Source organism: Streptomyces nitrosporeus, from assembly GCF_008704555.1.
Classification (GTDB): domain Bacteria; phylum Actinomycetota; class Actinomycetes; order Streptomycetales; family Streptomycetaceae; genus Streptomyces; species Streptomyces nitrosporeus.
Genome location: NZ_CP023702.1, coordinates 3,629,766 through 3,648,197, shown reverse-complemented (window position 1 = coordinate 3,648,197; position 18,432 = coordinate 3,629,766). Strand labels below are relative to the sequence as shown.

Below are 18,432 nucleotides of genomic sequence, written 5' to 3'. Positions count from 1 at the left end.
GTCGGTGCGCCCCGATAACCTCGTAGATGTGTCGTCCCTTGCGCTGTACCGCCGCTATCGCCCCGAGTCCTTCGCCGAGGTCATCGGTCAGGAGCATGTCACTGACCCGCTTCAGCAGGCCCTGCGGAACAACCGGGTCAACCACGCGTACCTGTTCAGCGGGCCGCGCGGCTGCGGGAAGACGACCAGCGCGCGCATCCTCGCGCGCTGTCTGAACTGCGAACAGGGCCCGACCCCCACGCCGTGCGGGGAGTGCCAGTCCTGCCAGGACCTCGCGCGCAACGGGCCGGGCTCGATCGACGTGATCGAGATCGACGCGGCTTCGCACGGTGGTGTGGACGACGCCCGTGACCTGCGGGAGAAGGCGTTCTTCGGGCCCGCGTCGAGCCGGTACAAGATCTACATCATCGACGAGGCGCACATGGTCACCCCGGCGGGGTTCAACGCCCTGCTGAAGGTGGTCGAGGAGCCGCCGGAGCATCTGAAGTTCATCTTCGCGACCACCGAGCCCGAGAAGGTCATCGGCACGATCCGGTCGCGTACGCACCACTACCCGTTCCGCCTGGTGCCGCCGGGGACGCTGCGCGGCTATCTCGCCGAGGTCTGCGGCAAGGAGAACGCCCCCGTCGAGGACGGTGTGCTCCCCCTCGTCGTGCGGGCCGGCGCGGGCTCCGTGCGTGACTCGATGTCCGTGATGGACCAGCTGCTGGCCGGGGCGGGCGACGACGGTGTGACCTACGCCATGGCGACCTCCCTCCTCGGATATACGGACGGATCCCTGCTGGACTCGATCGTGGACGCCTTCGCGGCGGGCGACGGCGCGGCGGCGTTCGAGGTCGTGGACCGGGTGATCGAGGGCGGCAACGACCCGCGCCGCTTCGTGGCGGACCTGCTGGAGCGGCTGCGTGACCTGGTGATCCTGGCCGCTGTGCCGGACGCCGGGGAGAAGGGGCTCATCGACGCCCCCGCGGACGTGGTCGAGCGGATGCAGGCCCAGGCGGAGGTGTTCGGCGCGGCGGAGCTCAGCCGCGCCGCCGACCTGGTCAACCAGGGGCTCACCGAGATGCGCGGGGCGACCTCGCCCAGGCTCCAGCTCGAGCTGATCTGCGCCCGGGTGCTGCTGCCCGCCGCCTACGACGACGAGCGTTCGCTGCAGGCCAGGGTGGACCGGCTGGAGCGCGGCGCGTCCTTCGCGGGCCCCGGCCCCGGCCCGGCCATGGGGTACGTCCCCGGCCCGGACGCGCACGCACCCGGTGCGGGCCTGCCCGGTGGCGGCCCGGCCGCCGCACGTGCCGCGGTGCGGGGCGAGGCCCCCGGCCCCGGGGAGACGGCTCAGCCCGTCCCCGCCCCCGGAGGGGCCCCGGCCGCCTCCCCGTACCCGGCCCAGCAGCCCCCCGTCCAGCAGGGGCAGGCGGCACCGCCGGCCCCGGACCAGCAGGGCCCCGGCGGTGTCCGCCCCGGCGCCTGGCCCACCGCGGCGGGTGCCGGGACCGGTGGCGCGGAGCCCGCGCGCCGTCCCGGCGGCTGGCCGACCGCCGCCGCCCCCGGCCACACCCCGCCCCCGCAGCAGGCCGCAGCCCCGGCGGCGCCCGCTCCGTCCGCCGCGCCCGCCCCGGCGGCCCCCGCCGCTCCGGGCGGGCAGAACACGGCCCAGGGCGCTGCCCAGGTGCGGAACATGTGGCCCGACATCCTGGAGGCGGTGAAGAACCGCCGCCGCTTCACCTGGATCCTGCTCAGCCAGAACGCCCAGGTCACCGGCTTCGACGGCAGCACCCTGCGGCTCGGCTTCCTCAACGCCGGTGCCCGGGACACCTTCTCCAGCAGCGGCAGCGAAGAGGTGCTGAAGCAGGCGCTGGCCGAGCGGTTCAACGCCGACTGGCGGGTCGACGCGGTCGTCGACCCCTCCGGCGGCGGAGCGCCCCCGCAGCCGGGCGGCGGCCGGCCTCCCGTTTCCGGCGGCCACCAGGCCGCGCCGGGCGGCTATCAGGCCGGCCCCGGTGGCTACCAGGCGGCCGCCTCCGCCCCGGCCCCGGCCGCCCAGCCGGCTCCCGCGCCGTACGAGCAGCGCCCCGCGCCCCCCGCGCCGCAGCCCTCCGCGGCTCCGGCCCGCCCGGAGCCGGCGTACGACCGCGCCCCGGCCCCCGACGCTCCGCGCCCGGTGGCCCCGGAGGACGACACCGCCGAGGCCGACGACCCCGACCTGGTCGATTCCGCGCTGTCCGGCCACGACCTGATCGTCCGTGAGCTGGGCGCCACGGTCGTGGAGGAGTACACCAACGAGCAGTGAACCGGGCGCCCTGGTGCCGGGAGGCGCGCCCGTGGGCCGGATGCCGGATGTCGAAGGCCGGTGCCGGTACCGGGCGCCGTGGTCACCGGGGAGTACGCCGACGAGCCGTGGGCCCGCCGGCCGCCGGGCAGGAGGCATCCGCCCGTCCGCGGCAGGAGGCGTCCGGCCGTCCACGAGTGGGAGGCGCTCCGCCCACGGACCGGAGGCCCGCCCGTCCACGGACCGGAGGCCGTCGATGGCGTCCGGCCCCGGCGGTTAGGCTGCACCCCGTGAAGGTCCTTGTCATCGGCGGCGGCGCCCGCGAACACGCCCTGTGCCGCTCTCTGTCCCTCGACCCCGCTGTCACCGCTCTGTACTGCGCCCCCGGCAACGCCGGTATCGCGGAGGTGGCCGAACTGCACCCGGTCGACGCGCTCGACGGCGACGCCGTCGCCCGCCTCGCCACCGGACTGGACGCCGAGCTGGTGGTCGTCGGCCCGGAGGCGCCGCTCGTCGCCGGTGTCGCCGACGCGGTGCGCGCGGCCGGCATCCCGTGCTTCGGCCCTTCCGGGGAGGCGGCGCGGCTGGAGGGCTCCAAGGCGTTCGCCAAGGACGTGATGGCCGGTGCCAACGTCCCGACCGCCCGCAGCTACGTCTGTACGACGGCGGCCGAGATCGACGAGGCCCTGGACGCCTTCGGCGCCCCGTACGTCGTCAAGGACGACGGTCTCGCGGCGGGCAAGGGCGTCGTCGTGACCGACGACATCGAGGCCGCGCGCGCCCACGCGCTGGCCTGCGACCGGGTGGTCGTCGAGGAGTTCCTCGACGGTCCAGAGGTGAGCCTGTTCGCGATCACCGACGGCACCACGGTGCTGCCCCTGCAGCCCGCCCAGGACTTCAAGCGCGCGCTGGACGGCGACGAGGGACCGAACACCGGTGGCATGGGCGCCTACTCGCCGCTCCCGTGGGCCGACCCGAAGCTGGTCGACGAGGTCATGCAGTCCGTGCTGCAGCCGACCGTGGACGAGCTCCGCCGCCGGGGCACCCCCTTCTCCGGCCTGCTGTACGCGGGCCTCGCGATCACCTCGCGCGGCGTCCGGGTCATCGAGTTCAACGCCCGCTTCGGCGACCCGGAGACCCAGGTGGTGCTGGCCCGGCTGAAGACGCCGCTGTCCTCCGTCCTGCTCGGGGCCGCCAACGGCACCCTGGAGACGCTGCCCCCGCTCAACTGGAGCGACGACGCGGCCGTCACCGTGGTCATCGCCTCGCACAACTACCCCGGCACCCCGCGCACCGGCGACCCGGTCGAAGGGCTGGCGGACGTCGCGGCGCAGGATGCCCCGCAGGCGTACGTCCTGCACGCCGGCACCCGCCGGGAGGGCGAGGCGGTCCTCAGCGCCGGCGGGCGCGTGCTGTCCGTCACGGCGGTCGGCCAGGACCTCGCCCAGGCCCGGGAGCGCGCCTACACGGCCGTCGGCCGGATCCGGCTCGACGGTTCCCAGCACCGTACGGACATCGCCCGCAAGGCGGCCGAGGAGGCCTGACACCGGCCTCGGGCCCGCGCGCCCGGACTGTGTGCCCGGCACTCTCGCGCAGGTGCCGGGCACCGGCGTGTCCGGGCCCGCCGCAGCCGCTTCGGGCGGCGGTGGCGAGAGGCTCCGTACCGCCATAGCACTCCGGGCTTCCCCGTCAGCAGCTTTACCCAAAGCCATTCCATCGGGTGACGGCTCCGCCATCCGGATGACGCCCGTAGAGGCCCCAACTAGGGTGCGGCGCAAGGTTTCCGGCACTTGGCCCACCGGCATTGCGTTGTCGGTGGGCGGTGCCACAGTGGGGGAGTGACCAACACCGTCGCGGGGGCAGAGGGGGTGACGTCCGGCCGTGTCCGCTACCGGTTCGGTTGAGGAGCTGGGTGCGCAGTCGGCGCGCGCCCGGGCCATGGCGCTGCTGCGGGTCCGCAGCCGTGCCGCGGCTCTCGCGGTGCTGCCCGCGGCCGTCGCCGCCGTCCTGCTGGTGGCCGGCGCCCAGGGGCGTGCCGACGGCCCGCTCTGGGCGGCCGTGATCTGGCTGGTGACGGGCTGTGCCGTCGTGGTGCTGCTGCTCGCCGCCGCGGTGGCCGTCGCGCTCGCCCGGGCCAGGCCCGCGGTCAGTCCCACCGTCCCCCTCACCGAGGAGGCGGCCCCCGGCCTCTACCGGCTCGTACGGGAGCTGGCCGGCCGTCTCGGCGTCCCCGCCCCGTCGGCCGTGGCGCTGACCCCGGACTGCGACAGCTGGCTGGAGGACCGCACCCACCCCGCCGCCCGGCAGAGGCCCGGGGCCGGAGTGGCCGACGGCTCCCCGGGGCGGGCGCAGGACGCTCCCGTGCTGGTCATCGGTTCGCCGTTCCTGTGGTGGATGCGGGTCGCGGAGCTGCGTGCGGTGCTCGCCCCGGTGGTCGCGGGCACGGGCCCTTCGGCACAGCCGGAGATAGCCGCCGCCCGGCGTTTCGTACGGGGCCTGGACGCCGCGGTCGGTGACGCCTCGGCCGCCGGCCGGGGCACGGTGCGCCGGATCCCGGCGCGCTTCGTCGGACGGATCGCCGGGATGCTGCTGCGCGGCTGCCGTGAGCACGCCGCCGAGATGGAGCGCTGCGTCGCCACCGCCGCGTCGGCGCGCGCGCAGGAGGTGGACTACGGTCTGCGGATCGTCGCCCAGGAACAGGTGGGTCTCGCCTACGCGGGCTGGGACCGGCTGCTGACCCGGGTCGCGCTGCCGGCCTGGCGCATGGGCCGCTGGCCCTCGCGGCTCGACGCCGGGGTGGTGTCGGCGCTCACCGAGCTCTCCCGCCGCGACCGGCTGGCCGACGGCTTCGTCTCCCGGCTCGGCGAGCGCCCCGCGTGCGACCTCATCGAGGACCCCGGCGCGGCCGACGAGGCGGCCTCCCTGCTCGCGGCGCGCCTCTTCCACGGCGGACCGGCGCGGAGCGGGCCGGGGTGGGCCCCGGTCGACTGGCAGCAGTACCCGGACGAGGTCGTCGACCGCAAGTGGCGTACGGAGGCGGCCCGTCTGCACCGGGTGCTCGACGCCATGGGGGTCGCCGCGAGCGTCTCCGTGGGGGCGCCCGGCACCTCGGCGGCGGACGGCGGCGGGCACACGCTGGCCCGGGTCATCGACCACCTCGCGGCGCCCGGCGGGAAGGCCGAGGAGCTCGCGGCGGGCCTCGGGGCCGCCGTCGCCCGCGACGAGGCGGAGGACGCGCCCCCGCCCCGCCCCGCCCCCGCCGGGGACCTCGCGGACCCCCTGGAGCTGTGGGGCGCCGTACCCCAGCCGCTCTTCCCGCTCCAGGCTCCCCGTACGGGCACCGAGCTGCTCGCCGACCACGTCGTCGCCATGGTCTGCTGCGCGGCCGTGGACACCGCGGGTGCCGCCCCGGGGCTGGACTGGCTGGACGGGCCGGCGCTGCTCGTCGGCGGCGGACGCGCCTCGGACGTGGGCGGGCCGGTTCTCAGTCTGGTCGAGGACGGGGACGCGGAACCGCTGCGCTCCTGGCTCTCCGCCCTAGGGGTCCGGACGGACCGGCCGGTCCGTCTTTCCTGACGCCCGGTTTCCCGGAATCCCGGATGTTTCTGGACGGTCGTTCGTCCAGTTAAGCCGTGGGATGTCATACATAAGCCCGCAATACTCGGAAAACTATGTTCCAGGCGCGTCAATTCGCGACGAACGGTGACGGAGTGCACGCGTGATGTGATGTGCTGGGGCAGGCGCCGGACCACGGCGCGGCAGAGGTGACGGGGGCGAGGGAGGGGAGCGGTATGGGGACCGAGCATGTCCGGCGGTGGGAGTCGGGGGCCATGGCGCATGCCGTGAGTGACCCCTTCGGCCAGGGTCCGCTGCCCTGGCTGCGCGGTGGCGAGACCTACTTCGGCGATACGGGCCAGGTCGTCCCCTGGTACGCCGAGCCGCACCTCGGACGCAGCGGGAGCGGGGGCGGCACCCGGACCGCCGACGACGTGCACCGGCAGATCAAGGGGTTCGCGTCGCCGGGCGCGGCCGCCCCCGGTGAGGCCATCGACTTCCACATCACGGTCGACCCGCCCCAGCAGTTCTCCGTCGACGTCTACCGCATCGGGCACTACGCGGGCGACGACGCGTCGAAGATCACCACGAGCCCCCGGCTGCCCGGCATCGTCCAGGCCGCCCCGCTCACCGCCGACCGCACGGTCTCCTGCCACCACTGGTGGCTCTCCTGGCGGCTCCAGATCCCCAGCTACTGGTCTGTCGGCGCCTATGTGGCCGTTCTCACCACCGCGGACGGCCACCGCTCGCACGTCCCCTTCACGGTCCGCGACGACCACCCCGCGGATCTGCTGCTCCTGATGCCGGACGTCACCTGGCAGGCGTACAACCTCTATCCGGAGGACGGCCGCACCGGCGCCAGCCTGTACCACGCGTGGGACGAGCACGGGCGGCTGCTCGGCGAGGAGGACGCCGCGGTCACCGTCTCCTTCGACCGCCCCTACGCGGGCGCGGGGCTGCCGCTCCACGTCGGCCACGCCTACGACTTCATCCGCTGGGCGGAGCGCTACGGCTACGACCTCGCGTACGCCGACGCCCGCGACCTGCACGCGGGCCGCGTCGACCCCGGCCGGTACCGCGGCCTGGTCTTCCCCGGCCACGACGAGTACTGGTCGGTGCCCATGCGCCGTACCGCGGAGCTGGCCCGGGACACCGGTACGTCGCTGGTCTTCCTGTCCGCGAACACCATGTACTGGCAGGTCGAGCTCTCGCCGTCGCCCTCCGGGGTCCCGGACCGCCTCCTCACCTGCCGCAAACGGCGGGGCCCGGGACGGCCCGCGCTCTGGCGGGAGGTGGACCGCCCCGAACAGCAGATGCTCGGCATCCAGTACGCGGGCCGGGTGCCCGACCCCCACCCGCTGGTCGTGCGGAACGCGGGCCACTGGCTCTGGGAGGCCACCGGGGCGGGCGAGGGCGACGAGATCGACGGGCTGGTCGCGGGCGAGGCCGACCGCTACTACCCCCGCACGGCGCTCCCCGGGCACGACAGCCGCATCCTGCTCGCCCACTCCCCCTACCAGGACGGCGACGGGGCCACCCGCCATCAGGAGACCTCGCTCTACCGGGCCCCGTCGGGCGCCCTCGTCTTCGCCTCCGGGACCTTCGCCTGGTCGCCCGCCCTGGACCGGCCCGGCCATGTGGACTCCCGTATCCAGCGGGCCACGGCCAACCTGCTCGACCGGATCTGCAAGCGGGACTGACGGCCGGCCGGACGGGGCGGGAGCCCCGGGGCGCCGGGGGCCGGTTCCATGCGGGACAATCGGAACCACTCCTGGATCAACCTACGCGGAGGCAGCGTGTCCGGTTTCGTAGAAAAGCCCGAGCCCGTGCAGGTGCCGGGTCTCATCCATCTGCACACCGGCAAGGTGCGCGACCTGTACCGGAACGAGGCGGGCGACCTCGTGATGGTCGCCAGCGACCGTATCTCCGCGTACGACTGGGTCCTGCCCACCGAGATCCCCGACAAGGGGCGGGTGCTCACCCAGCTGTCCCTGTGGTGGTTCGACCAGCTCGCCGATCTCGTCCCCAACCACGTCCTGTCCACGGACCTGCCCGCCGGCGCGCCGGCCGACTGGGCCGGGCGGACACTGGTCTGCCGCTCGCTGCGGATGGTGCCCGTGGAGTGCGTGGCGCGCGGTTATCTGACCGGTTCCGGGCTGGCCGAGTACGACGCCACCCGTACGGTCTGCGGCATCGGCCTGCCCGAGGGCCTGGTCGACGGGTCCGAGCTGCCCGCGCCGATCTTCACCCCGGCCACCAAGGCCGCCGTCGGCGACCACGACGAGAACGTCAGCTACGAGCGGGTGGCCCGCGAGGTCGGCGCCGAGACGGCCTCCGTCCTGCGGCGGACCACACTGGACGTCTACGGCCGGGCCCGGGACATCGCCCGCGAACGCGGGATCATCCTCGCCGACACCAAGTTCGAGTTCGGTTTCGCACCGTCCGGGGACGGCGGCGAGGAACTGATCATCGCGGACGAGGTGCTGACGCCCGACTCCTCGCGCTTCTGGCCCGCCGGGAGCTGGGAGCCGGGCAAGGCGCAGCCCTCGTACGACAAGCAGTTCGTGCGGGACTGGCTGACCTCGCCGGCCTCGGGCTGGGACCGCCACGGCGAACTGCCGCCCCCCGCGCTGCCGCAGGAGATCGTCGACGCGACCCGGGCGAAGTACCTGGACGCCTACGAGCACCTGACCGGCGTCAGCTGGGAGGCTGCGGCACGGCGTTGACGAAGAAGGCCCCGGTCGCAGGACCGGGGCCTTCTTCTCTGGAGCGGACGACCAGGTTCGAACTGGCGACCTCAACCTTGGCAAGGTTGCGCTCTACCAACTGAGCTACGTCCGCAAGCGCCGTGGCGCTTTTGCGTTGACCACTATACCCAACCTCGCTGCCGTGCGAGACGCACCGCGGCATGACGGTTCTCCGCCCCCAGTTTGGAGACGGCCGAGGAGAGGTAGTTGCGGACCGTTCCCTGCGACAGGGAGGCCCGCTCGGCGATCTCCGCCACCGGTGCCCCGTCCGCCGCCAGCTCCAGCACCTCGGCCTCCCGCGCGGTGAGCGGGGAGTCCCCGGCGGAGATCGCGTCAGCGGCCAACTCCGGGTCCACGTAACGGTTTCCGGCGTGCACCGAGCGGATGATCTCGGCGAGCCGACGGGCGCTGACCGTCTTCGGGACGAAGGCCCGCACACCCGCCGCGAGCGCTCGTTTCAGATGTCCGGGACGGCCGTGGCTCGTCACGATCATGGTCCGGCAGCCGGGCAGGCCGTTCCGCAGCGCTGTGGCGACACTCACACCGTCCGCGCCCGGCATCTCCAGGTCCAGGACCGCCACATCGGGCCGGTGGGCCAGTGCCATGGCGAGCGCCTCGGGGCCGGTGGCCGCCTCCGCGACCAGGACGATGTCGTCCTCCAGCGCGAGAAGCGCGGCCAGGGCGCCCCGGATCAGGTGTTCGTCGTCGGCCAGCAGGACCCGGACGGGCCGCTGCGGCGGGGCGGATGTCATCGTCGTTCCTCCAGCTGGTGCTGCGCTGTGCTTTCCGCGGGCGGGGCGCTTTCCGGGAGAGAGGCGCCCTCCGCGGACGAGGTGTCCCCTACGGATGGGGCGCCCTCCGCGGGTGGGGCGAGCGGGACGGTCGCGGTCAGCCGGAAGAGGCCGCCGTCGGCCGGCCCGGCCTCCAGCCGCCCGTCCAGTGCCGACAGCCGCTCCCGCAGCCCGCGCAGACCCGAGCCCTGGACAGGGCCGGAGGGCGGGAAGGGCGCCGCGTCCGGAGGCACCCCGTCGTTCTCCACGACCAGCCGTACGGTGCCGTCCGAGGTCCGGAGCCGGATGGCGCACCGCTGGGGGTCGCCGTGGCGCAGGACGTTGGTGGCCGCCTCCCGTACGACCCAGCCGAGCGCCGACTGGACGGACGCGGGCAGCCGCTCCCGCCGCCGGGAGCCGGACTCCTGTACCTCGCAGCTGATCCCGGCGGCCTGCAACACCGACCGGGCTCCCACCAGTTCGGTGTACAGGTCGGCCTCGCGGTAGCCGCGGACGACATCGCGTACCTCCTGCTGGGAGTCGCGGGCGATCCGCTGGACCTCGATCATCTGCTCGACGGCCGTGGGCTTGCCGCGCTGGGCCAGCTCCACCGCCAGCTCGCTCTTCAGCGCGATCACCGCCAGGTTCCGCCCCAGCACGTCGTGCAGGTCCCGGCCGAACCGCAGCCGCTCCTCGGCGACCGCCAGCCGGGTCTCCACGTCCTGGGCGTCCCTGAGCTTCTTCATGAGGCCGAGCGTCCAGGCGGAGAGCCGTACGGTGCTGGTGACCAGCCCGCCCCCGAAAACCACCCCGAAGAAGGTGGCGAGGGCGAAGGTGCCGTCCGCCCCGGCCAGCAGCGTCCCGCCGCTCATCCCCGCACCGAGCAGCGCGACGCACACGCCGGAGGCCCACAGCGGCACGACCAGCACCAGGGAGGTCAGGAGCGGCAGCGTCACCGCGCCCAGCGCCACCTGGAACTCGGGGAAGTCCTCGGTGCCGGCGTACCACCCGAGCGCGAGCAGTCCCGCCGCGTTCACCGTGAACAGGCCGGCCGCCAGGGCGATCAGCCACAGGCCGGCGGCCCGGCGCCCGAGGTACCTGTCGAGCGTCCGCGGGATCAGCGGGACCGTGCAGGCGCCCTGGGCGACGGCGGCCAGCACGGTCAGGGCGATCAGGGCGGCGGGCGCGTCCGAGTACCGCACGGGCCGGGTCACCGACAGCGCGGCCACACACAGGACCATCGCCCAGGCCATGGAGTGCAGCGAACCCCGGGTGTAGAGGTCGATCTTGTCGAAGCCGTCGCGCTTCTGCCAGCGGCGTATCCGCTTCCGTACCCACACGGGCCGTGCACTCCCTCTCGCCTCGGACCTCAGCGGCGGGGGTCCCAGCGGAACCACCGCCGCACAGCAAACACCGCCAGCACCGTCCAGGCCAAGGCGTTCAGGACCGCCCCGACCACGTCACCGGTGGGGACACCGCCCAGCCAGCCCGCCCGGACCAGTGTCATCACCCCGGTCATCGGCAGCAGTTCGCAGATCGAGGCCGCGAGGTCGGGGAGGACCTCCAGCGGTACGAAGAGCCCGGAGCCCAGCATCGAGACGAGGAAGAAGGGCAGCGTCGTCAGCTGTGCGGTCTGCACCGTACGCGTCACGGCGGAGGTCGCCGCGGCCAGCGCGGTCATCAGCACGACCCCCAGCAGGAGCCCCAGGACCAGCAGATCGGGCCGGTGCGGTGCGGTGAGGTCGAACGCGAAGGTACCGACGACGACGATCAGCACGCTCTGGACGAGGGCCAGCAGCCCCGCGGGGAGCGCCGTCCCGGTGAGGATCTCGCTGTCGGACACCTCCCCGGTGCGGAGGCGCTTGAGGACGAGTTCCTCACGGCGGGCCACGTACGCCGCCACCAGGTTCGTGTAGACCACCTGGATCAGCACCATGCCGATGCCGCCGTTCAGGGAGGCGCCGGCGGCGGTCAGCCCGGAAGGGCCGAGATCGATCTCCTCGAGCGTGGACCGCATCACGAAGATCAGCAGCAGGGGCATCAGCAGGGCGATGAACACCGCCGTCCGATTCCGCACGAACAGGGTCAGCTCCGCGCGGCCGAGGGCGTTCAGCCGCCCGGCAACCGTGGTGCTCGTCATGCCGTCACCCTTTCCGCTTCGGTGTGGGACTTCGCGATATCGAGAAATGCCTCTTCCAGCGAGGCGGACCGGGCGTCGAGCCCGTGCAGCTCCACGCCCGACTCCCTTGCCCAGGAAAGGAGTTCGTGGAGCGATTCCTGAAGGGTGTGGGTGCGGATGTCGACACGGCGGCCCTCCGCCGCGGCACGCAGCGACAACGGGAGCCGGGCCGCCGGAACATCCGCCGGGAGTTCGAAACGGATGCGGGAGGGGCGCTCGGCGGTCACGTCGGCGATCGTGCCCGAGGTGACGATCCGCCCCTGGTGCATGATCGCCAGGCGGTCGGCGAGCGACTCGGCCTCCTCCAGGTAGTGCGTGGTCAGCAGCACGGTCGTGCCGCCCTCCCGGAGCTGCCGCACCAGCCGCCAGGTGTCACGGCGCCCCTCGGCGTCGAGACCGGTGGTCGGCTCGTCCAGGAAGAGGACCTCGGGCCGGCCCAGCAGGGCCAGTGCCAGGTCGAGCCGGCGGCGCTCTCCGCCGGAGAGCTGCTTGACCCGGGTCCGCGCCCTGGCCCCCAGCCCCACCAGATCCAGAGCCTCACCGGCGGGACGGGCCCCGCTGGTGCACCCCGCCCACATCCGCAGGGTCTCGGTGACCGTCAGGTCGGAGGGGAAGCCGCCCTCCTGCAGCATCACACCGACCCGGGGGCGCACGGCGGCGCGTTCGCGGTACGGGTCGTGGCCGAGGACCCGGACGCTTCCGCCGTCCGGCGGGGCCAGCCCCTCCAGGAGTTCGACCGTGGAGGTCTTGCCCGCCCCGTTCGTCCCGAGCAGGGCGAAGAGCTCGCCGCGCGCCACGGAGAAGGAGATACCGGAAACCGCCTCGAAGCCGCCCGCATAACGGCGCCGGACCTGATCCGCCACGATGGCGTGCCCGGTACGGGAAATGTCGTCGCTGGTCATGGCTCAAGACTCCCGTCCGAGCACGGCCGTGTGCAGTGCGTGCTGTCATCACCGCACATGACAAACGTCATGGGAGCCCGGTGGATTCATCACGGATATCGGATACGGCAAAGGCCCCGGTCGAGAACGACCGGGGCCTTTGAACACGAGCGGACGACCAGGTTCGAACTGGCGACCTCAACCTTGGCAAGGTTGCGCTCTACCAACTGAGCTACGTCCGCATTGCTACCACTCGGCTTTCACCGGTGGCGCGTCCACCACTCTACCTGATCCGTGGAGGGATCCGGTAAGGCGATGCAGAGCGGGTGACAGGAATTGCACACTGCGCCTTCCCCCTGGAAGGGGGATGTTCTACTACTGAACTACACCCGCACGCTGCTCGGGGCCCGGCTTTTCGGCCTTGCCCTTCGGCGTGCTCCAGACTCTAGCCGACCTGCGGGGGTGTTGTGCAAGTCGGCTCCCCGGGGCGCCTCCGCGAGCGCTCCCCCGACCGGAACGGAACGGAACATTCCGGTCAGTTCGTTCAACTGGCGGCTTGGAACGCCTCGTAGACCTTCTTCGGGATCCGGCCGCGGGCCGGCACCTCCATGCGGTGCGAGCGCGCCCAGGCCCGCACGGCCGCGGGGTCGGGGGCGACCGGCGTGTGGTGGTACGTCACCGGGATCCTGCCGCGCTTGCCGGTATTTGTCTGCTTCCGGCCGGCCGCCATGTACGGGGCCAGGGCGTTGCGCAGTTTCTCTGCGTTGGCGGGATTGAGGTCGATCTCGTACGACTTCCCGTCCAGGGCGAAGGCAACCGTTTCCGCTGCTTCCCCTCCGTCGATGTCGTCGGAGAGTGTGACCACGACGCGCTGAGCCACGGATATCGGTCCTTTCCTACGGCAGCGGCGCGTCTGGCGTGCGCCGTACCGGCCTTCGGCGGCTGGGCGGATACGGATCGACTGATGTCGACTGTTCCCGGGGCAATGGTGCTTTCCCCGGTAATCATTTGTACAGCGGTCGGAGCCGCATTGTGAAGCCCGGCCAATTGCCTCCGCGTGTCCGTGTGCAATCCGGGTGAAGATTTTTACCGGGACTTTCCCGGGGTGTTGTCGCCTCCGATATCTCCGCGTGATCTTGGCTTCCTCATATCTACCCGCGTAGAAATTTGGGCCAGGTACGCTGAGGGCAGCCCGTGGGGACGGGGAACCCCTCGGAAGACTCAGCCGCACCACACCACCGGGAGTGCCAGTGGCACGCGTCGTAGTCGACGTCATGCTCAAGCCGGAGATCCTCGACCCGCAGGGACAGGCTGTGCAGCGCGCGCTGCCCCGTCTCGGCTTCGACGGAATCGCGGATGTCCGCCAGGGGAAGCGTTTCGAGCTCGAGGTCGAGGGGCCGGTCGACGACGCCGCCCTCGCCCGCATCAACGAGATGGCCGAGACCTTCCTCGCCAACACCGTGATCGAGGACTTCACCGTCAGGATCGAGACGGCCGAGGGATCGAAGTGACTTCTCGTATCGGAGTCGTCACCTTCCCCGGCACGCTCGACGACCAGGACGCCCTGCGGGCGGTGCGGGTCGCGGGCGCCGAGCCCGTCTCGCTCTGGCACCGCGACAAGGACCTCCACCAGGTCGACGCGGTCGTCCTGGCGGGCGGTTTCAGTTACGGCGACTATCTGCGGGCCGGAGCCATCTCGCGCTTCTCGCCCGTCATGGAGACGGTCATCGAGCAGGCCAGGGCGGGCATGCCCGTCCTCGGCATCTGCAACGGCTTCCAGATCCTGACCGAGGCGCACCTGCTGCCCGGCGCGATGCTGCGCAACAACCACCTCCACTTCATCTGCCGCGACCAGAAGCTGCGGGTGGAGAACGCGGAGACCGCCTGGACCTCGGACTACACCCAGGGCCAGGAGATCTCCGTACCGCTGAAGAACATGGACGGCCGCTACACCGCCGACGAGCGCACGCTCGACGAGCTGGAGGCCGAGGGCCGCGTCGCCTTCCGTTACGCCGACGCCAACCCCAACGGCTCGCTGCGCGACATCGCCGGCATCACCAACGCCGCGGGCAACGTCGTCGGTCTGATGCCGCACCCGGAGCACGCCGTGGAGCCGCTCGTCGGCACCGGCCGCACCGACGGCCTCGGTTTCTTCACCTCGATCATCAAGAAGCTGGTCAACGCATGAGCCTGGACACGGTCGAGCACGCGGCCGAAACCCCCGAGGCCGAGCAGCCCTGGAAGGAACTCGGCCTCAAGGAGGACGAGTACGCCCGCATCCGGGAGATCCTGGGCCGCCGTCCCACCGGCGCCGAGCTCGCCATGTACTCCGTGATGTGGTCGGAGCACTGCTCGTACAAGAGCAGCAAGGTCCACCTCAAGCAGTTCGGCGAGAAGGCCCCCGCCAACGACGCCATGCTCGTCGGCATCGGCGAGAACGCCGGCGTGGTCGACGTCGGCCAGGGCTACGCGGTCACCTTCAAGGTCGAGTCGCACAACCACCCCTCGTACATCGAGCCCTACCAGGGCGCGGCCACCGGCGTCGGCGGCATCGTCCGCGACATCCTCGCCATGGGCGCCCGCCCGGTCGCGGTCGTCGACCCGCTGCGCTTCGGCGCGGCGGACCACCCCGACACCCGGCGGGTCCTGCCCGGCGTCGTCGCGGGCATCGGCGGCTACGGCAACTGCCTGGGCCTGCCGAACATCGGCGGCGAGGTCGTCTTCGACGACTGTTACCAGGGCAACCCGCTCGTCAACGCCGGCTGCATCGGCGTGATGAAGCACGAGGACATCCACCTGGCCAAGGCATCCGGGCCCGGCAACAAGGTCATCCTCTACGGCGCCCGCACCGGCGGCGACGGCATCGGCGGCGTCTCGGTGCTGGCCTCGGAGACCTTCGAGTCCACCGGACCGGCGAAGCGCCCGGCCGTCCAGGTCGGCGACCCCTTCCAGGAGAAGCTCCTCATCGAGTGCACCCTGGAGATCTTCAAGGAGAAGCTCGTCGCGGGCATCCAGGACCTCGGCGGCGCCGGGCTCTCCTGCGCCACCAGCGAGCTGGCCTCCGCGGGCTCCGGCGGCATGCGCGTCGAGCTGGACACCGTGCCGCTGCGCGACTCCTCCCTCTCGCCCGAGGAGATCCTCATGAGCGAGTCGCAGGAGCGCATGTGCGCGATCGTCGAGCCGCAGCACGTCGACCGCTTCCTGGAGATCTGCGAGAAGTGGGACGTCATCGCCACCGTCATCGGTGAGGTGACCGACGGCTCCCAGCTGGAGATCTTCTGGCACGGCGAGCAGATCGTGGACGTCCCGCCGCGGTCCGTGGCCCACGAGGGCCCGACCTACCACCGCCCGTTCGCCCGGCCGTCCTGGCAGGACGCCCTGCAGGCCGACGACGCCGCGGAGCTGGCCCGTCCGGCGAACGGCGCGGAGCTGCGCGAGCAGGTCCTGAAGCTGGTCAGCTCCCCGAACCAGGCCTCCAAGTCCTGGATCACCGACCAGTACGACCGCTTCGTCCAGGGCAACACCGTGCTGGCGATGCCCGAGGACGCCGGCATGGTCCGCATCGACGAGGAGACCAACCTCGGTGTGGCCATGGCGACCGACGGCAACGGCCGGTACGCCAAGCTGGACCCCTACGCGGGTGCGCAGCTGGCGCTCGCGGAGTCGTACCGCAACGTGGCCGCCACCGGCGCCAAGCCGCTCGCCGTCTCGGACTGCCTGAACTTCGGTTCGCCCGAGGACCCGGACGTCATGTGGCAGTTCGCCGAGGCCACCCGCGGCCTGGCGGACGGCTGCCTGGAGCTGGGCACCCCGGTCACCGGCGGCAACGTCTCGCTGTACAACCAGACCGGTGAGACGGCGATCCACCCGACGCCCGTCGTCGCGGTGCTCGGTGTGATCGACGACGTGAACCGGCGCACGCCGGTCGCGTTCGCCGAGGAGGGCCAGCTGCTCTACCTGCTGGGCGAGACCCGTGAGGAGTTCGGCGGTTCGGCCTGGGCCGACGTCGTCCACCGGCACCTCGGCGGACTGCCGCCGAAGGTCGACCTGGGCCGCGAGAAGCTGCTCGGCGAGATCCTGATCTCGGCCTCCCGCGACGGCATGATCGACGCGGCGCACGACCTCTCCGACGGCGGTCTGGTCCAGGCGGTCACCGAGTCCTGCCTGCGCGGCGGGAAGGGTGCCCGGCTGGTCGTGCCGGACGGGCTGGACGCGTTCACCTTTCTGTTCTCGGAGTCGGCCGGCCGCGCGGTCGTCTCGGTTCCGCGCAGTGAGGAGCTCCGCTTCACCGACATGTGCGGGGCGCGGGGCCTGCCGGTGACCCGCATCGGTGTCGTCGACGGTGACGCGATCGAGGTCCAGGGCGAGTTCGCCATCGCGCTGGACGAGCTGCGCACGGCGCACGAGGGAACCCTGAGGGACTTGTTCGCCTAGGTTCCGCCCGTACCGAAGCCCCTTCCCGGGTCGACCGGGAGGGGGCTTCGGCGTTTCCTTCGGTAGTTTTTACGTAATTACGTAAGGTTGTGGTCATGGAGCTCGAAGAACGCCTCGCCGGGCTGGAACGACGGCTGGCCGCACTGGAGCGCGCGGCGGACGGCGGGGCCCCGGCGCCGGTCGGCGGGGACTTCTGGGCGCTGGAGGCGCTGAAGGAGCAGCTCGGCCGGCTCGGGGAGGCCGCCTCGGACGGGGGCGTGCTGTTCACCGGTGCGGTACGGCTGCCGACCGGTGAGCGGTACGAATGGCAGTACGGCGCGCTCACCACGGGGCTCCTGGGACCGGAGGAGGAGGGCGGGGACCGGGCCGGCCGGCCGGAGGCCGCCGAGCCGCTGGCCGCGCTCGGGCATCCGGTCCGGCTGCGGCTGCTCCGCGAGATCCTCGCCGGCCGGCGTACCGCCGCCGAGCTCGCCGGACTGGACGAGACGGGTACGACCGGCCAGATCTACCACCACCTGCGCCTGCTGACGGGCGCCGGATGGCTGCACAGCACCGGTCGCGGACGGTACGAGGTGCCCGGCGCCCGGGTCGTACCACTGCTGGTGATCCTCACGGCCGCACGGCCATGACCACATGACACCGGGGGAGACCGCATGTCCGCACGGAAATGGCCCGGGGTGGCCCAGAGGGTGCTGCTCCTGTGCTTCCTGGCACTCGTCCTCATCGGGCTCTTCGTGGAGTATCCGTTCCCCTGGTGGGGGGTCTTGCTGCCGCTCGTGCTCGCGTGGCTCGCGGCCTTCGCCGACGGCAGGGCGGCGAGCCGGGACATCGGGGCCGCGCCGCGCGAGCCCGTGGAGGTCCTCCCGCCGGTGGCCGGCCGCTGGTCCGCGCTGAACAGCCCCGCCGACCGGGTGCCCAGCCACGGGATCCACGCGTTCGGCCAGACCTACGCCATCGACATCGTGGCCGAGGGGCCGGGCAAGGGCGCGGAGGCGGGCGGGGACACCGGGGACACCGAGGCGGGCGGGCAGACGGGCGGGGCCACCGGGAGCACCGAGGCGGACGGGCCGGCGGGCGAGCGGCCGGGTTTCACCTGGCTGTGGCCGCCGGCGCGGAGCCCCAGGGCCTTCCCCGCCTTCGGCGCGCCCCTGCTCGCGGTCGCGGACGCGACGGTCGTGGCGGTGACCGACACCCAGCGCGACCACCTCAGCCGCACCTCCCTGCCGGGGCTCGCCTACCTCCTGCTCGTCGAGGGGGACATGCGCGCACTGGCGGGCGCGCACCGGGTGTTCGGCAACCACGTCGTGCTCGACCTCGGCGACGGCACCTACGCGGCCTACGCCCATGTCCGGCGCGGCTCGTCGCTGGTGCGCGTGGGGGACAGGGTCCGGGCGGGAGAGCCGATCGCGCGCTGCGGCAACTCCGGCAACTCCTCCGAACCGCATGTGCACTTCCAGCTGATGGACTCCCCGCGCCTTGACGTGGCCCGGGGGATCCCCTTCACCTGGGAAGGCGTCGGCGTCCCGGCGAACGGCGAGACCTTCCTCGTCGGACCGGCTGTCGGTGGCGACTGCTAGCTTGCGAGGTGTTACACGTTGTC

15 protein-coding genes and 3 tRNA genes are annotated in these 18,432 nt (G+C 72.7%); 10 read left to right on the top strand and 8 right to left on the bottom strand.

Annotation, left to right across the window (positions count from 1 at the left end; translation table 11 throughout):
• Positions 1 to 28 precede the first annotated feature (28 nt).
• The 5 genes from CP967_RS16210 (at position 29) to CP967_RS16190 (ending at position 8,547) form a co-directional block, all read left to right on the top strand.
• Complete coding sequence (locus tag CP967_RS16210; protein ID WP_150488658.1) at positions 29 to 2,287, top strand: DNA polymerase III subunit gamma and tau; 2,259 nt, start codon at positions 29 to 31, stop codon at positions 2,285 to 2,287.
• A gap of 269 nt (positions 2,288 to 2,556) precedes the next feature.
• Positions 2,557 to 3,810, top strand: a complete 1,254-nt coding sequence (gene purD, locus CP967_RS16205; protein ID WP_150488657.1) for a phosphoribosylamine--glycine ligase — start codon at positions 2,557 to 2,559, stop codon at positions 3,808 to 3,810.
• A gap of 337 nt (positions 3,811 to 4,147) precedes the next feature.
• The gene (locus CP967_RS16200) at positions 4,148 to 5,842 is read left to right on the top strand and encodes a M48 family metalloprotease (protein WP_373300428.1); all 1,695 of its coding nucleotides are present in this window, start codon (positions 4,148 to 4,150) and stop codon (positions 5,840 to 5,842) included.
• 215 nt (positions 5,843 to 6,057) lie between these two features.
• Positions 6,058 to 7,521 carry a N,N-dimethylformamidase beta subunit family domain-containing protein gene (locus tag CP967_RS16195; RefSeq protein WP_150488656.1) on the top strand — a complete coding sequence of 488 codons (1,464 nt, stop codon included), beginning with the start codon at positions 6,058 to 6,060 and terminating at the stop codon, positions 7,519 to 7,521.
• A gap of 96 nt (positions 7,522 to 7,617) precedes the next feature.
• The gene (locus CP967_RS16190) at positions 7,618 to 8,547 is read left to right on the top strand and encodes a phosphoribosylaminoimidazolesuccinocarboxamide synthase (protein WP_150488655.1); all 930 of its coding nucleotides are present in this window, start codon (positions 7,618 to 7,620) and stop codon (positions 8,545 to 8,547) included.
• Between the two features lie 39 nt (positions 8,548 to 8,586).
• Here the strand turns inward: CP967_RS16190 and CP967_RS16185 are convergent.
• The 8 genes from CP967_RS16185 to CP967_RS16150 form a co-directional block, all read right to left on the bottom strand.
• Positions 8,587 to 8,662, bottom strand: a tRNA-Gly gene (locus tag CP967_RS16185).
• A gap of 28 nt (positions 8,663 to 8,690) precedes the next feature.
• Entirely contained in the window at positions 8,691 to 9,320 is a 630-nt protein-coding gene (locus CP967_RS16180; protein WP_150488654.1) for a response regulator transcription factor, read from the bottom strand.
• Positions 9,317 to 10,678, bottom strand: coding sequence for a sensor histidine kinase (locus tag CP967_RS16175; protein ID WP_167535389.1), 1,362 nt, complete (start codon positions 10,676 to 10,678; stop codon positions 9,317 to 9,319). The genes CP967_RS16180 and CP967_RS16175 overlap by 4 nt, the downstream gene beginning before the upstream one ends.
• A 29-nt stretch (positions 10,679 to 10,707) precedes the next feature.
• Positions 10,708 to 11,478, bottom strand: coding sequence for an ABC transporter permease (locus CP967_RS16170; RefSeq protein WP_150488653.1), 771 nt, complete (start codon positions 11,476 to 11,478; stop codon positions 10,708 to 10,710).
• Positions 11,475 to 12,419, bottom strand: coding sequence for an ABC transporter ATP-binding protein (locus CP967_RS16165; protein WP_150488652.1), 945 nt, complete (start codon positions 12,417 to 12,419; stop codon positions 11,475 to 11,477). The genes CP967_RS16170 and CP967_RS16165 overlap by 4 nt, the downstream gene beginning before the upstream one ends.
• Positions 12,420 to 12,567: 148 nt before the next feature.
• Positions 12,568 to 12,640: transfer RNA gene (locus CP967_RS16160), tRNA-Gly, on the bottom strand.
• A gap of 79 nt (positions 12,641 to 12,719) precedes the next feature.
• A tRNA-Gly gene (locus CP967_RS16155) sits at positions 12,720 to 12,791 on the bottom strand.
• 151 nt (positions 12,792 to 12,942) lie between these two features.
• Positions 12,943 to 13,278, bottom strand: a complete 336-nt coding sequence (locus tag CP967_RS16150) for a histone-like nucleoid-structuring protein Lsr2 (protein ID WP_190175172.1) — start codon at positions 13,276 to 13,278, stop codon at positions 12,943 to 12,945.
• A 370-nt stretch (positions 13,279 to 13,648) separates the two neighbouring features.
• On the opposite strand from CP967_RS16150, the gene purS reads away from it, so the two are divergent.
• The 5 genes from purS (at position 13,649) to CP967_RS16125 (ending at position 18,409) form a co-directional block, all read left to right on the top strand.
• Positions 13,649 to 13,909, top strand: coding sequence for a phosphoribosylformylglycinamidine synthase subunit PurS (gene purS / locus CP967_RS16145; RefSeq protein ID WP_150488651.1), 261 nt, complete (start codon positions 13,649 to 13,651; stop codon positions 13,907 to 13,909).
• Entirely contained in the window at positions 13,906 to 14,586 is a 681-nt protein-coding gene (gene purQ, locus CP967_RS16140) for a phosphoribosylformylglycinamidine synthase subunit PurQ (RefSeq protein WP_150488650.1), read from the top strand. The genes purS and purQ overlap by 4 nt, the downstream gene beginning before the upstream one ends.
• Positions 14,583 to 16,832, top strand: a complete 2,250-nt coding sequence (purL, locus tag CP967_RS16135) for a phosphoribosylformylglycinamidine synthase subunit PurL (protein ID WP_150488649.1) — start codon at positions 14,583 to 14,585, stop codon at positions 16,830 to 16,832. Before purQ ends, purL begins: the two co-directional genes overlap by 4 nt.
• 95 nt (positions 16,833 to 16,927) lie before the next feature.
• Positions 16,928 to 17,461, top strand: coding sequence for an ArsR/SmtB family transcription factor (locus CP967_RS16130; RefSeq protein WP_150488648.1), 534 nt, complete (start codon positions 16,928 to 16,930; stop codon positions 17,459 to 17,461).
• 24 nt (positions 17,462 to 17,485) lie between these two features.
• Positions 17,486 to 18,409 carry a M23 family metallopeptidase gene (locus tag CP967_RS16125; RefSeq protein WP_150488647.1) on the top strand — a complete coding sequence of 308 codons (924 nt, stop codon included), beginning with the start codon at positions 17,486 to 17,488 and terminating at the stop codon, positions 18,407 to 18,409.
• Positions 18,410 to 18,432: the final 23 nt, after the last annotated feature.

Excerpts from the sequence above, each read along its gene's own strand:
- CP967_RS16195 (WP_150488656.1), top strand. The coding sequence starts at position 6,058 with ATGGGGACCGAGCATGTCCGGCGGTGGGAGTCGGGGGCCATGGCGCAT.
- CP967_RS16170 (WP_150488653.1), bottom strand. The coding sequence starts at position 11,478 with ATGACGAGCACCACGGTTGCCGGGCGGCTGAACGCCCTCGGCCGCGCG.
- purL (WP_150488649.1), top strand. The coding sequence starts at position 14,583 with ATGAGCCTGGACACGGTCGAGCACGCGGCCGAAACCCCCGAGGCCGAG.
- CP967_RS16165 (WP_150488652.1), bottom strand. The coding sequence starts at position 12,419 with ATGACCAGCGACGACATTTCCCGTACCGGGCACGCCATCGTGGCGGAT.
- CP967_RS16130 (WP_150488648.1), top strand. The coding sequence starts at position 16,928 with ATGGAGCTCGAAGAACGCCTCGCCGGGCTGGAACGACGGCTGGCCGCA.
- CP967_RS16180 (WP_150488654.1), bottom strand. The coding sequence starts at position 9,320 with ATGACATCCGCCCCGCCGCAGCGGCCCGTCCGGGTCCTGCTGGCCGAC.
- CP967_RS16125 (WP_150488647.1), top strand. The coding sequence starts at position 17,486 with ATGTCCGCACGGAAATGGCCCGGGGTGGCCCAGAGGGTGCTGCTCCTG.